12 protein-coding genes and 1 tRNA gene are annotated in these 12,900 nt (G+C 54.2%); 4 read left to right on the plus strand and 9 right to left on the minus strand.

The window, feature by feature from the left end:
* Window position 1: 1 nt before the first annotated feature.
* The 5 genes from HDF09_RS06500 to HDF09_RS06520 form a co-directional block, all read right to left on the minus strand.
* Complete coding sequence (locus HDF09_RS06500) at window positions 2-766, minus strand: TrbG/VirB9 family P-type conjugative transfer protein (RefSeq protein ID WP_183763631.1); 765 nt, start codon at window positions 764-766, stop codon at window positions 2-4.
* Window positions 763-2,769, minus strand: a complete 2,007-nt coding sequence (locus HDF09_RS06505; protein ID WP_183763648.1) for a VirB4 family type IV secretion system protein — start codon at window positions 2,767-2,769, stop codon at window positions 763-765. Before HDF09_RS06505 ends, HDF09_RS06500 begins: the two co-directional genes overlap by 4 nt.
* Window positions 2,770-3,260: 491 nt before the next feature.
* Window positions 3,261-3,563 (minus strand): VirB3 family type IV secretion system protein, encoded by a 303-nt coding sequence (locus HDF09_RS06510; RefSeq protein WP_183763651.1) that lies wholly within the window; start codon window positions 3,561-3,563, stop codon window positions 3,261-3,263.
* A gap of 53 nt (window positions 3,564-3,616) precedes the next feature.
* Window positions 3,617-3,952: a TrbC/VirB2 family protein gene (locus HDF09_RS06515; protein ID WP_183763654.1), complete on the minus strand. Its 336-nt coding sequence runs from the start codon at window positions 3,950-3,952 to the stop codon at window positions 3,617-3,619.
* 135 nt (window positions 3,953-4,087) lie between these two features.
* Window positions 4,088-5,083 carry a LysR family transcriptional regulator gene (locus HDF09_RS06520; protein WP_183763656.1) on the minus strand — a complete coding sequence of 332 codons (996 nt, stop codon included), beginning with the start codon at window positions 5,081-5,083 and terminating at the stop codon, window positions 4,088-4,090.
* A gap of 578 nt (window positions 5,084-5,661) precedes the next feature.
* On the opposite strand from HDF09_RS06520, the gene HDF09_RS06525 reads away from it, so the two are divergent.
* From HDF09_RS06525 to HDF09_RS06540, 4 genes are all read left to right on the plus strand, one after another.
* A complete protein-coding gene (locus tag HDF09_RS06525) occupies window positions 5,662-6,675 on the plus strand; it encodes a tyrosine-type recombinase/integrase (RefSeq protein WP_183763660.1) in 1,014 nt (337 codons plus the stop codon).
* 98 nt (window positions 6,676-6,773) lie between these two features.
* Window positions 6,774-7,691 (plus strand): radical SAM/SPASM domain-containing protein, encoded by a 918-nt coding sequence (locus HDF09_RS21280; RefSeq protein WP_406704527.1) that lies wholly within the window; start codon window positions 6,774-6,776, stop codon window positions 7,689-7,691.
* Complete coding sequence (locus tag HDF09_RS06535) at window positions 7,688-9,028, plus strand: phenylacetate--CoA ligase family protein (RefSeq protein ID WP_183763666.1); 1,341 nt, start codon at window positions 7,688-7,690, stop codon at window positions 9,026-9,028. Before HDF09_RS21280 ends, HDF09_RS06535 begins: the two co-directional genes overlap by 4 nt.
* A gap of 20 nt (window positions 9,029-9,048) precedes the next feature.
* Window positions 9,049-9,258, plus strand: a complete 210-nt coding sequence (locus tag HDF09_RS06540) for a hypothetical protein (RefSeq protein WP_183763669.1) — start codon at window positions 9,049-9,051, stop codon at window positions 9,256-9,258.
* Here HDF09_RS06540 and HDF09_RS06545 read toward each other — a convergent pair.
* From HDF09_RS06545 to HDF09_RS06560, 4 genes are all read right to left on the minus strand, one after another.
* Window positions 9,252-10,457, minus strand: coding sequence for a class-III pyridoxal-phosphate-dependent aminotransferase (locus HDF09_RS06545; protein ID WP_183763672.1), 1,206 nt, complete (start codon window positions 10,455-10,457; stop codon window positions 9,252-9,254). The two genes, HDF09_RS06540 and HDF09_RS06545, sit on opposite strands and share 7 nt — an antisense overlap.
* 149 nt (window positions 10,458-10,606) lie before the next feature.
* A tRNA-Leu gene (locus tag HDF09_RS06550) sits at window positions 10,607-10,693 on the minus strand.
* Between the two features lie 130 nt (window positions 10,694-10,823).
* The gene (gene mak, locus HDF09_RS06555; RefSeq protein WP_221270061.1) at window positions 10,824-11,744 is read right to left on the minus strand and encodes a fructokinase; all 921 of its coding nucleotides are present in this window, start codon (window positions 11,742-11,744) and stop codon (window positions 10,824-10,826) included.
* Between the two features lie 52 nt (window positions 11,745-11,796).
* Complete coding sequence (locus tag HDF09_RS06560; RefSeq protein WP_260180992.1) at window positions 11,797-12,840, minus strand: Asd/ArgC dimerization domain-containing protein; 1,044 nt, start codon at window positions 12,838-12,840, stop codon at window positions 11,797-11,799.
* Window positions 12,841-12,900: the final 60 nt, after the last annotated feature.

Here is a 12,900-nt window from a genome sequence, read left to right on the forward strand (position 1 = left end):
TCTAACCCTTGCGGCTGAATTCCATCTTTTTCTTACCCAACTCGACATAGCCCGAATCCATCACTTTCGGGATGATGTATGTCCCATCGCGCAGGTCGTAGGAGATGAGATTCGGCTTCCCGTCCTTCATCTCGTACACAGAGAACTTTTCGGGGGCATTGGTCTTGATGTAGGTGAATTTGTCATCGTGATAAATCGACTCGATATCGAATGGCGCTTCGTTAGCTCTGAAGTGATAGTCGAACTTGAGCTGCGTCTGATAGGCGCTCTTATACTCGTCCACGGCCTGCCCGACATGGGACTGCAATGCTGCGAGCTTTTGTTCAGTCTGCTCCAGTTGGGCAGTGGGAACGTACTGCGGCGGGCCGCTGGACGCGACGATAGAGGAGCGGTCGGCGGGCTCAATCAGAATCTTCAAGTCCGGCGCTTGCGATGTGCTCGACACGTCCTGCAGTGTGAACGAATAGATGTTGCCCTTGTCAGTGATGAGATTGAGATTGGAGCTGATGCCCGCTTTGGCCGGATGGACAAAGCAGAAATTGCCCACTACATCCACCACCCAGAAGTCTTTGTCGCCTGTCGCCGCCTCCATGATCTTTTCGGTGGGCGGAACTTCGATGAGCGTGGTGTACTTCAGCTTCGCGTGGATAGGAACGATGTCCTGCGAGTGATATTGCACCGTCCGCGCTGAAGCGTCCTGGGCAACGGCAACGGTGTACGGGACGGCAAAGGCGATACCGGCGATAAAGAGAAGTAAGCGATTCATGCTGTTGCTCCTTTACGGTTGTCAGTGACGATGCCGGCCAGCGTGCGAGGCCGGAAGGGGTGTTCTTCTGCCAGACGGCGCAAGCCGTCGGCGATGCCGAAACGCTCGAAGTAGTCGCGCTTCTTCAGGTTGTCGCGGGCATTGTTGGTCGCCATCCAGTGCGAAACCGAATCGACGTTCAAATGCACTTTCTTTGAACTTTGCGCCTTACGGATGAGCATCTGGCCCGGTGGAACGAGATCGGCAATCAGATCCAGTTCGGTGTCATTCAGATGGAACGCCTCGCGGTACAAGTCACGGTCCATTTCCGGGTTTGCGAGGAAAATTTTGGTCGGGCAGCTCTCCGAGACAATCTGGAGCATCCCCGACTCTTCAAGCTCCTTGATGGACTGGGTGGCAAGAATCATCGCGGCATTGTGCTTCCGCCATGTCTTCTGCGCTTGGACAATGTAGTTGCGTATCGTCTCGTTCTTGATGAACAGCCATGCTTCGTCAAGCAGGAACATCTTGAACGTCGCCAGTTTCTTCGCATCTGCAATCTCGTTCGACGCTCGGTGTAGAACGTAGAACAGCAGCGGCTCCAGTACGTCCGGCGCATCGCCCCAGCCGGCGAAGTTGAAGGTCTGGAAACGGCTGAAGGATAGCGTGTCTTCGGCATTGTCGAACAAGAAGCCGTACTGCCCGCCGCGGGTCCATCGGTGAAGGCGTTCCTTCAACTCGCCGATGATGTTGCCGAAATTTGAGACGGTACGCTGATCGGGCTCGAGCATGTACGTCCGCTCAATCGCGTCCCACAGGCGACGCTCTTCTTTGAAGTCCAGGCGATAACGCTGCTCGTTGCCCTCAATGAGCACGCGGAAGAAGCTGAAGAGAAATTGCATATTCTCTTTGGTAGGTGAGAGCGAGAACGGGTTGATAGTGAAGTCCCGCGAGTCCTGGCCTACATTCAGATACGATCCGCCGAAGATGGACGTAAGCGACTGGAAGCTGCCGCCAATATCGAAGATGAAGGTGAGCGGGGCATACTTCTGAGCGTTCTGCAGCAGGAAGTTGCAAAGATAGCTTTTGCCCGAACCAGTCATCCCAAGGATGAGCGTGTGCGCAACCTCGCCATTGTGAAGATTGAGGAAGTATGGGGTGCTGTTGTCCGTTTCGAGCGCAGCTAGGTACTCCGTACCAAGATGCACATTCGTCGTCTCACCGGGCAGGATCGTAAACAGAAACGAGAGGTCTGCATAGTTCGTATTGAGCAAGTACAGCCTGCGGAGGTTGAGCGCGTAATTCCCCGGTACAGTGGCGAAGTAGGCATTGAGCTGGTTGTAGGTCTCGCTGAAGAGATTGCCGTCCGCGTTGGTGAAGACTCCTGTGAACTCTCCCACGAGCGGGTCAAGCTCGGATTTAGAGCGGCCATAGAGGACGACGGTCAGGGAGAAGTCACCAAGCTGTTGTCCATCACCAAGCGCACGCAGACAGTCACCAAGATTCTCAATGTCGGACTGTTTCGATTCGTCTACCAGCACGTCGCGCGGGTTCGTTCTATCGCTTCCCATCTGCGAGACAAAGCCTGTCTTCGACATGTTGAAATGGCGGCGGCGCTTGTTCACTTCCTTGCGTGCCCTATCCGTTGGAAGTAACGTCCATTCCGTAACGACATAGAAGTTAGCCGGAATCTTGAGCAATGCGTCCAAGACAAGAGGCCGCGTCTCGGTGATAGCTTCCTTCATCGTCAACACACGTACAACATGGTCACCAACGCGCAGATGATCGCGCTCCGCCTCGATGTCGCTATTCACCACTTGATAGTCGAGAAACTGGGTGTGCTGGGGATCGCCCGCAATCCGCCAGTCGTCGTAGTTGAGCAGGCGGCGGAAGAATCGAAACTGACCATCCTGCTTGAGCACTTCAATTTGTACAAAGTCGGCCAGTTGGCGGATGAAAGCTTGCACCCGTTGATCGAGCCGCGCGAGGTCATATTCGATTTGGGAACGCAGCAGAGACTTCATGCTGTTATTCGTGAACTGTGCGCGCAACTCCTCAACAGCACCCGCAGGGTCTCGGAAGAGGCGAGCGATTGCGGCGCCTACGCCGGTCTTCGACCTGGCTCCTTCCAACAGCACGCAGTAGAAGATTTCAACTTGATAGAGATGGTCGCGTTTGGCCTCAAAGAACTGCCGCCGCTGGTCAATCGCAGCCTCTACGATTGGGTCGTCGTATCGCGTGAAAGGGAGATCGGGACGGTTTGACTTGAAAAGATACTGATAGACGTGGAAGCCTGGCCCGAAGGCTTTGAGGGCCGCTTCAAGCCGTTTGACGGCGTACTCCTGTTCGCTTTGGTCAAGGCTCTCGTAATCGACACCGGGCACGCGCAAGACCATGCCTAGATCCCCGCTCTTGGTGAGAAATGCGGTCTCATTCCAAAAACCGTAGAGATTGATATGGTCCGTAAGGGCCGCAGCTTCCTTCCACTGTTTGATGACTCGATCAAGGCGCAACATTAAGCCACCTCCACGCGAGGGACGCTTTGCTTCGCGGCGTCATACCGGAGTTTGTACCTTTCGGACTTCGCCAGGATGCGCAGAAATGCGGGGTCGCTATTCGTTACCCAATGTCCGAAGACATAGCCGCCGATGAACACGGCAATTCCAGCAAGAATGGAATTGAAGATGTTGAATGCGCCCACAGCCCCTACACAAACGAAGTAGAAGAGAGAGCGTTCGACACCCAGATAGGTGAGGGGCTTATGCAGGCTCTTGAAGACCCTGTTGCGGCGGCGAATTGTCTGCTTCGTGTCCGGCATAGGCCCCCCCGGTGGATTGCGATTGGAAGCAGCGGGCTGAAAAGGCAATTGCGCTACGCGCCCCAAAGCCAGCTCAATACGTTTGCGGCCATAACGGCGATGCCGGTTCCGGCCGCAACGCCGGCGAGGGCCTTTTTTGCGCCGGGCTCGCCATGAGCGAATCCGTACCCGCCGATCACAATTGCAATCAGGGATGCGACCTTCGCAATCGTTCCGGTGAAAAGGTTCTGAAGGTTGGTGAAGCCGCTGTCGAAAGGCGAACCCGACTGTGCATGGGCCGCTAGGGGGAGGAGAAAGAGGACACAAGCGGTCGCTGCGAGTGGACGAAGCCACCCGCTGATCGCTTGGCTCACCTTATGGGGAATGACGACACGGATACGGCGGGACATTGGCACCTCCTGCGACTGGATTCAGTCGGGATATGCCGAGACATTAGGCGCAACACGCCCGGCTCGTCCAATACTTATTTGCGATGGAGAGCGATGCCGAAATGAGATGGAATAAGCAATATCGATGCCACAGCTCTACCCCAATTTCTGTTCATCATCCTCGATGAACAGACTATCTTGTCTTGGCCGAGATTCAACTTCTCTTTGAGGTGCTTTTTTCATTCGCTGAACGCCTGGCATTGAGAAGCGTTTCTCCAACTCCCGAATCAGGAGTGGCAGAGCAATTTGATTGTGGTTGGGCTCGTAAACGATTGCGGAGTCTATTGTCCACTTGACACCCCGAATCGGTCGTGTCGTTAGATCATCGTGCAAGGGCTCCCGCTGACGAACGAGTGCGACGCAAAGCTTCTCTCGGACCATCCATTGGACCTGATCTTGGTTGAACGTCGGCTTACATATTCGTGGTTTGATTCCTTGCTCGGAGAGCATTTCGAGCAATCTCTCGTGTGCTCTGGGATGATGTCGAGGATCGCTGAAGATTCCCAGTCTTCCGCTCAGGTGCTCCGGATCTATTGTTTCTTCTTGCACCAATGGATCATCTTTTCGGAGGCAAACGACCAACGGCTCGTGCATTATCGGTTGCACCTTGTAGCCATCAGGTTCGAGTGGAAGAGTCACCAACGCGGCATCTATCTCGCCGGCCTTTAGACTCTTCACCAACTCGTCAGTATCGCCGCTTTCGGGTTCGATGACAGATTTGGGAAAAAGTTCGCGGTAGGCGCTACACACCTCACCTAAGACATTCTGTTCCACGAACGGGCTGAAGCCGAGTTTGAAAGGCTGAAGCGAGGTTTGTTGGATCGCTTGAACAGCCTTTACGACGTGTATACGTGTTTGCAAAAGCTCTCTTGCAAACGCCAGGAGCGATTCCCCGGCATCTGTCAGACTCACCCCATCTCTTGAACGGTCAAACACCTGAACGCCAAGGGCATCCTCCATCTCGGAAATGCTCCGACTCAAGGCGGATTGGGCAAGAGGAAGCTTGGCAGCCGCAGCCGTGAAAGTTCCGTTATCGGCGATGGAGACAATGTACTTGAGATGCTTGAACTCTAAGTGATCGTAGATACTCATCCGGGCCCCATTGCTCTTTGGTGTGGAGTCTCTTCAGTACACGTCTGCAGGAATGTTGCTGCTGCCAATAACTTAGAACCAAATAAGTAAACAAAAGTTGCCGGAAACGAAGCAACCCCGCACACCAGGGATCTAAAACCCACCTCATTTTGAGATGGAACGCCATCGCGAATGAGCATTGGACAGAATCGAAACTCCGCACGAAGCTATTGTCAGATTCGTTGCATGTTGCTGCACGGCTCATTGGAGATGACGATGCCATTTGATCAATTGCCGGAACGGAAGAAACCAGCGCGAGCCCTGGTCCCCTCAACCGAAAAGCTCCTCGTGGGTCGTCGAGAGGCGGCTGAGATGTTGTCTATCAGTTGCCGAGCTCTCGACTACTTGGTTGCAAATAAGCAACTTAGCTTTCGGAGGATTGCTTCACGCGTGTTGATCCCGGTATCTGAACTTCAACGATTCGCCCGCGCCGATCACCCTCAACGACTGGCCGGATGATCTCGACTGATGCCTCTTCGTGGCTGTAGAATAGGACTTGTTATTGTCGCTAGTCCGCAGCAACAGCCATCGGGGGCATTATGGCAAGAGGCGTATACGAACACCCGGCGGGAAGTGGGATTTGGTGGATTCACTACTATGCCGGCGGCAAGCGTCATCGCGAAAAGGTTGGGCGCAAGTCTGACGCGACCAAGCTGTATCAGACACGGAAGGCCGATGCCATCGCTGGCCGTAAACTTCCCGAGTTGCGCGATAGTAGAGTCTTGCACTTCTCTGAGCTGATCGACGATGCTCTGGAATACGTTGCGGACCACAAGGACCGCCGCAGCTACATCAGCAAGGCGGAGATTGTCCGCAAGGCAATCGGTTCGCGACCCGCAGCAGAGATCACACCACAAGAGCTTGAACGCTGGCTCCGGTCGCACTGTAAAACAGCGGCGACCACGAATCGCTATAAGGCTTTCATCTCGCTCTGCTATCGGGAAGGATTGCATAACGGCAAGGTCACGGTGAACCCTGCCCGGCAGGTCCGCCATCGTCGGGAAAGTGTCGGGCGTTTGCGCTTCCTGAGCAGAGACGAATACGACACGCTTCACGAGGCGATCAAGGCACGGTTCCCAGAACATCTAGCTGAGTTCATTGTGTCGGTGAATACGGGCATGAGGCTATCAGAGCAGTATTCGCTCACCTGGGGCCAAGTGCATCTCGACAGGCGGACTATCGACCTCACGAAGACGAAGAACGGTTCAGCTAGGACAGTCCATTTGAATGCAGATGCGGTCGCGGCTCTCAAGACACGGCACAAGAAAAATACCAAGCCGACGGACATGGTTTTTCCACGTCAAGGGCCCCGGTTCGATACAAGGTCTTGGTTCGTCCCGTCACTCGAAGATGCAAAAGTTTCAGGTTATGTTTGGCACTCCAATCGGCATACCTTCTGCTCTTGGCTTGCGATGGCAGGCGCGTCGATTAAAGAGATTCAAGAGCTTGCTGGGCATAAGACGATTACGATGTCCGCTCGCTATAGCCACCTATCGCCTGAGCACAGACTTTCGGTGATCGATAGAATTGCGTCTTCTGCAGGATCTGGTTGAAAAACGTCCGTTCCCGCGCCGGGCCTCGCTCGAATCGGGAAATAGATCTCGTCGACGAACCCTAAGACCTTGCCGTTTAGATCATGACTGAGGTGACGATGCTGAGTTCGAGTGATGATCTTTGGCTTTGGATAGACAGTAGCTCTGCGTGCAATCTCGCCTGCAAACTTTGCTACACAACTGACATGCAGGGCTCTGACAACATGCGCGAAGACACGCTTGTCGTGATCCTCAAACGGGTAGCGGAGTCCGGTCTGAAACTTCAAGCACTCCACTTGAATTGGAGGGGAGAGCCGACGCTAAATCCCGACCTTCCTTTGTTGCTACAGAGGACGGAAGAGCACCTCCCGTATTTCCCAGTGCAGTGGCATACAAACGGAACAATGTTGACGCCGGAATTTGCTGCGAAACTCGTGGATGCCCATTCTGCGCAGACGATTATTTTCTCTCTTGACGGTGGAACGAAAGAATCCTTTGAACGGAATCGAGGAGCGGGAAACTGGCAACGGGCATTGGATGGGCTCGAGATGGTGATGGAGCGTGCGAGAGAACGCACGGGCGTCAAAGTCGGAGTCTATAGCATCGACCTTGGGGTGTCGCCAGATCGATTTGATACCCGATTTACTCGGTTGGCCTCCCTTGCCGACTTCCATGTAATTATGCCCCCGGTTCGAAAGGATGGTAGCGCAGGGGGTTCCGGGACGCTTGTGTCTCTATCCGAACTCAAAGCTGTCCCGAACGGTCCATGTTTCTGGCTCGGTAACGCCATGGCGATTGATTGCCATGGTATTGCCTTTACATGCCTTCTCAATGGCGGTACTCGCCTCGGAGACCTTCGGAACGAAAGCATACAAAGTTTGAGGGAGAGGTCTCGCGCGTTGAGACGTTCTGTCGAACTTGAGGGCCGACGAAACATATCAGGCTGCTCAAAATGCAGGAAGATCGAAGGTACCGCAGGTAGTCTTCAACTTATTTCGAAGGCGAGCGAGGCTTCGGCTCTGGATCGTTCTGAATGAGTGACCATCCGAGGGACGAATTCCGCACGCAACTTCTCAATCACACGATGAGATTCGCGGCAGCATACGTTCCAGCGTATGGGGAAGTTGCCTACAGATGTCTCTCTGATGTACATGCTTTGGCACAACTTCCTAGCCTTCCCATTCTGAAGAAATCTGACATATTGATGCGACCTGAAGCATTCCGCCATATCTCGATGGAACCGCACCTGATTCAACACACTTCTGGGACATCTGGACAGATCTTGCATGTGCATAGAAGCAAGGAAGAATTAGCGGCAATAGAGTCGTTTTTTTCGAAGTCCGACGAACCAACCGACAAAACCACGCCTGTAATTATCTCTATATTGGGATCGACGACGGATGCCATTCAGACACCCGCACCAGCAGTAGGCCAGGTTTTTCGTCTTAACCTTCGTGATCCCACGTGGCGGAGCCGAATACAAGATGTAGTGCGTGCGCCTTGGGAGTACGTCGAGGGAACACACCATGCTCGTCCTGCGGTGATCGTCGGTCTGGAGTCTGATCTCCGAGTATTAACGGCATTGCTGCGCGAATGCAGCTTTGATTTTTCGAGTGCCTCAATCTCTTCGCTGATCACATCTGGCGATGTGATCACCCGCCGACTCCGTCGATACTACGAGTCGACTTGGAGAGCCCCACTCTTTGACCAATATGGATTGAGCGAAATTTTTGGCTCTTGCAATCAGTGTGGAGTCTGCGGTCATTTGCACCCTGACCCACACGTCATTATGGAGGTTGTTAACCCGATCTCATCTGAGCCGGTAAGCGATGGAGTAGGCATCGCCGTCTTTACAACTCTTGCACCGTTTGTTCAATGTCAACCGTTCATAAGGTACTGGAGCGGAGACCTGGTCGAAATATCCGAAGTGTCGTGTCCCGTTGACCTATTAGGATTTCGCCTCCTTGGCCGTTTATACAAATCGGTGAGCCTTCCCGGACTGACGGGTTCGGGCATTGTGCTTTCCGCGATCGAAGCATATGACGCCTTGGATGATTTCTCCGAGATTGCCAGCAGTGGCATGTTTAAGTGGCTATGGGAGATTAAGGATCATTCCCAACTTGGACACCTGAAGTTCGATTTGCGGATGGACTCCGACCGCGGGAGTCACACCTTAGTGGCAACGATCGAAACACGCTTCACTCCACACCTTTACCCAGAACAATCGGAATCTCTTAAATTCAGAATCCGGGATGCCCTCTGCAAGCGGTCAGGGTCTTTGCGCGAGAGCATTCAGGCCGGTCACATGAGTCTCAGAATCAACTTGAAGCCGCCCGGAAGTATCGATTCATTTATGCCTGACATGGTAGAGTAGCGCACAAAGGAGACTCACGCATGGCCCCTGAGACAGTAGAGATCACGCTCACCACAGAACAGATGGCGCGTCTCACAGCGCTTTATAAGAAAATATCCAAGGTGTCGACAGACGCAGAAGCTCAGAAAGTCGTCGCCGATTCGGCTACTGCAGAAATTTTGTCGGGCCTGCCTCCCGTGTCCGCCCATTTCGCAGCACTTGTGGCAAGAGAAGTGGGCGGTGCTCAATAGGGTTTTCTCTCACCTAGAATTCGAACTATCTGAGCAATCGCTGAATCTAAATCTGTCTCTGCGATTGTGAGAGGCGGCATCAATAGTAGAGAGTTCGTATAACGCGACCGCTCTGCGAAGATGTTTTCATCAGCTAGTTGGGCCATGAGTAATCGTAAGTTTTCATTTCCGGTGGGTCCGGCTGGCAACCGGATCGCCATTTCCAAACCTCGGCCGAAGAGTCCCACGCTTTCTCCGAAATTCCCAGTTGATTGCTCGAACTGGAGCTTGATCTTCTCCCCAAGATCGTGAGCGCGAGCGATCAGGCTCTCGTCTTCAAGGATTTGAATGTTTTCCAGAGCGACAGCGCACGAGGGAGGATTCCAAGCGTAGGACGAATCGAACGCGAGACCTTTGCAAACATCCCCCAGAGGTTTGCGTGCGATCGCCGCCGATATCGGTGCTACTGCCCCTCCCATGGCTTTTCCAAGCGCCACAATATCTGGGTTGATACCAAGGTGTTCGAAAGCGAACATTCTTCCTGTCCGGCCGAAGCCGGTTCCGACTTCGTCGACGATGATGAGCGCATCGACAGACCTCGCAGCCTTTTGCAGAACCTCGAAGAAATGAGGCTGGCCCTCAATCACACCAGGATTGCTAAATAGCGGTTCGATCAAGATAGCAGCGGGATAAGGTTTACGCGTCACACAGTCACTAATTGCTTCGCCCAATTCCTCTTCAGTTATGTGAGGCTCCGGTAGCGGCAAAAATCTGTGTAAATCATTTTGGGGGATGTCCACCCCTCGAAAGCTCGGCACACCGCCAGCCTGGAGCGCCCCAAGGGTGGAGCCGTGATACGTCTCCCGAAAACCCACGATCGTATGGCGACCGGAATATCGCCGCGCGATCTTTAGAGCATTTTCGATTGCTTCAGCGCCGGTACACGCGCCGATTACGTCCACGTCCATCGGAAAGTAGCGCTTGAGCGATATGGCTAGTCGATTTCGAAGTTCATGCCAACACCAAGATGGTGAGAAACTGAGCTGCTGAGCTTGATTGGTGAACGCTTCAAGCAACCGCCGGTTTTGCCAGCCTACGTTCGCGACATTCCATCCCGAGGTTAGATCAAGGAATCTACGCCCCGAGCCGTCGTAAAGATGGGCTCCCTCACCGGATACGAACTCGAACTGATTTACTCCACGATTCTTCCAGAGGGGCATACGTCATAGTGTCCGAAATACCATCCCGTCGCAACCGATCAGATTATGAGTCATCCACTGAGCATGTAAACAGCCATCAAAACAGCCACCAAACAATTTTGGCCTCTCGATGATGAGAGGCCAAATCCGTATAAGTCATTTGTTATCTTTGGTGCCGGGAGGGGGGGTCGAACCCCCACGAGGTTGCCCTCGGCGGATTTTGAGTCCGCTGCGTCTGCCAGTTCCGCCATCCCGGCCTTTTGCCTTGCCCGAACAGAGGCTAATCCAATCGCCGATAATCATCGCAAAAAAGCGCATACTGAATTCAATCTCGGAATCAGTGGCTCTTTCTTAAGTATCGCATAGCATCTGTTGATCCGCATCTTCTCAAATTCGCTTGTTAGGCCAAAGCCATGCCGCGCCGCGGACCCCGCTGGAATCTCCATACTTTGCCTGCACTACGGGCGTCGATGCCTCTCCCCCAAAGACATACTTCGGCAGCAACTTGGGCAATGCATCATAGATATGCTCCAACCTTGATACGCCACCACCAACCACAATGACATCCGGATCCAGTATGTTGATCACATTGGACAACCCGCGCGCCAAACGATCTTCGAACCGCTCCACGGTCTCCGCCGCAGCCTGATCACCTGCAGCGAAGTCAGCAACGATCTCTCGCGTAGTCCGCGCTCTGCCGGTCACGGTCTTGTAATCCAGTGCGATCCCAGTGCCCGAGACCCACATCTCCATGCACCCATTCTTCCCGCAGTAGCATGCAGGCCCAGGAGATTCTTCAGGCTTCGGCCATGGCAGTGGATTGTGCCCCCATTCGCCTGCAACTCCGTTCGGACCGTCGTGGACGCATCCCTCCAGAGCAACTCCGCCTCCGCACCCAGTCCCCAGAATCACGCCATACACAAAGCGCACACCGGCGGCGGCACCGTCCGTCGCCTCTGACACCGCTAGACAATTTGCATCGTTAGCAACCCTTACCTCGCGCCCGAGCGTAGCCATCAGATCTCTATGAAATGGTCGGCCATTCAACCACGTTGAATTGGCGTTCTTAACCAGCCCTGTAACTCTCGAGATGGTACCTGGAATTCCGGCCCCCACCGTGCCTGTCTTTCCAGTCTCCGCTTCCATCTGGTGAACCAGCGCAACCATCGCTTTGATCGTTGCCTCATAGTCATCTCGAGGCGTATCGACACGATGCCTAGCCAGTTCCATCCCGCGTTCATCGATAGCGAGCGCCTCGATTTTTGTCCCACCAAGATCAATCCCGATGCGCATCCCGATCTCTGCCATTTGAGTCTTCCAATCCCTTCACTTGCCATTCAAAAACATGGGCACAACGAACCTACTGCACCTTGCCGCGGGGACGCAACCTGCGCAGCTCCGCACCGCATGCAATCGCATTCAGCGCCGCCAGCTTCAGATTGTCCGCAGCGAGCCAAAGCCAGAAGCGTCTTCCTCGCTCGTTCTCCCCAGAGTCTCCGCTCACTCGTACCATAATGTCCTCCTGCCCCGCCGCACTCAGGTTGCTCGGCGGGTCGGATTCCTCGCTGACAACGTCTATATGTTCTCCGCCTAGCGCAGCCTCTATCTCTTCCTTCGTCACCCCTGCCGAAAACTCCACCAGCATCGAAACGACATATCCGTGAAACACCGGCGCCTGAACGAGCTGCAGTGCCAGCTCAGGCAGCAGCGAATCAGCAAGCCCGGCATAGTGTTTGCGGATACGCTTTTCGGTGGTGCTCAACTTCACCTTTGCAGCATCGCCCAGCGAAGGCAACAGATTGAATGCCACCTGCGCATCATACTGTTCCCGTGGCAGCGTCTGAAACGAAAGCAGCGTGACCGTCTGCTGATGCAACTCATCCATCGCGGCACGACCATACTCTGACGCAGGCTCCATAACGGTTGCAGCTACACTCGTCAGAGCCAGCTTCGCGTGCAGTCTTCCAGCAACCAGGGCAAGCATCACGGCGACCGGATGCGCAGCCACAAGAGCAGGCGTCTTCAAATCCGGCTCCGGGCTCGCAAGCGCGCTTTTGTCTGCAAGCACCTCAGTCACCCACGGCGCTCGAACCAGAACGTCCTTCTCGCCGTCCAATGCATAGGTCAGGTCGACAATACTCGCCCCCGCGCGTCGTGCCGTCTGCCAATGCTTCTTCGTCACTGCTGCATCGCCAGCAAAAAAAACGAAGTCCATCCGTTCGAAAGACGATGCTTCGAGCCTCTGTATAAACGCAACCTCATCGCCAGCGGCAGTCACTTGTCCCGCAGCCTCTTCTTCGTCGAGCAGCACAAAATCCGATGTGCCCAGCGACGACTCGCCCAACTCCTCACTCAGCTCCTTACCGGCGAGCGAAGATGCCCCAACGATTCCGATTCGATACATTTGTTCCGCCATATTGTCCTGAATGTCGTCGCGATCTGAGGTCCTGCAGCGCCAGACTAT

Origin of the sequence: Edaphobacter lichenicola (assembly GCF_014201315.1) — a bacterium.
GTDB classification, from domain to species: Bacteria; Acidobacteriota; Terriglobia; order Terriglobales; family Acidobacteriaceae; genus Edaphobacter; species Edaphobacter lichenicola_B.

What these genes read in the sequence shown, in the direction of transcription:
- HDF09_RS06535 (WP_183763666.1), top strand. Translation starts at nt 7,688, where the DNA reads ATGAGTGACCATCCGAGGGACGAATTCCGCACGCAACTTCTCAATCAC.
- HDF09_RS21280 (WP_406704527.1), top strand. Translation starts at nt 6,774, where the DNA reads ATGCTGAGTTCGAGTGATGATCTTTGGCTTTGGATAGACAGTAGCTCT.
- HDF09_RS06545 (WP_183763672.1), bottom strand. Translation starts at nt 10,457, where the DNA reads ATGCCCCTCTGGAAGAATCGTGGAGTAAATCAGTTCGAGTTCGTATCC.
- mak (WP_221270061.1), bottom strand. Translation starts at nt 11,744, where the DNA reads ATGGCAGAGATCGGGATGCGCATCGGGATTGATCTTGGTGGGACAAAA.
- HDF09_RS06525 (WP_183763660.1), top strand. Translation starts at nt 5,662, where the DNA reads ATGGCAAGAGGCGTATACGAACACCCGGCGGGAAGTGGGATTTGGTGG.
- HDF09_RS06500 (WP_183763631.1), bottom strand. Translation starts at nt 766, where the DNA reads ATGAATCGCTTACTTCTCTTTATCGCCGGTATCGCCTTTGCCGTCCCG.
- HDF09_RS06540 (WP_183763669.1), top strand. Translation starts at nt 9,049, where the DNA reads ATGGCCCCTGAGACAGTAGAGATCACGCTCACCACAGAACAGATGGCG.
- HDF09_RS06505 (WP_183763648.1), bottom strand. Translation starts at nt 2,769, where the DNA reads ATGAAGTCTCTGCTGCGTTCCCAAATCGAATATGACCTCGCGCGGCTC.
- HDF09_RS06510 (WP_183763651.1), bottom strand. Translation starts at nt 3,563, where the DNA reads ATGCCGGACACGAAGCAGACAATTCGCCGCCGCAACAGGGTCTTCAAG.
- HDF09_RS06520 (WP_183763656.1), bottom strand. Translation starts at nt 5,083, where the DNA reads ATGAGTATCTACGATCACTTAGAGTTCAAGCATCTCAAGTACATTGTC.
- HDF09_RS06560 (WP_260180992.1), bottom strand. Translation starts at nt 12,840, where the DNA reads ATGTATCGAATCGGAATCGTTGGGGCATCTTCGCTCGCCGGTAAGGAG.
- HDF09_RS06515 (WP_183763654.1), bottom strand. Translation starts at nt 3,952, where the DNA reads ATGTCCCGCCGTATCCGTGTCGTCATTCCCCATAAGGTGAGCCAAGCG.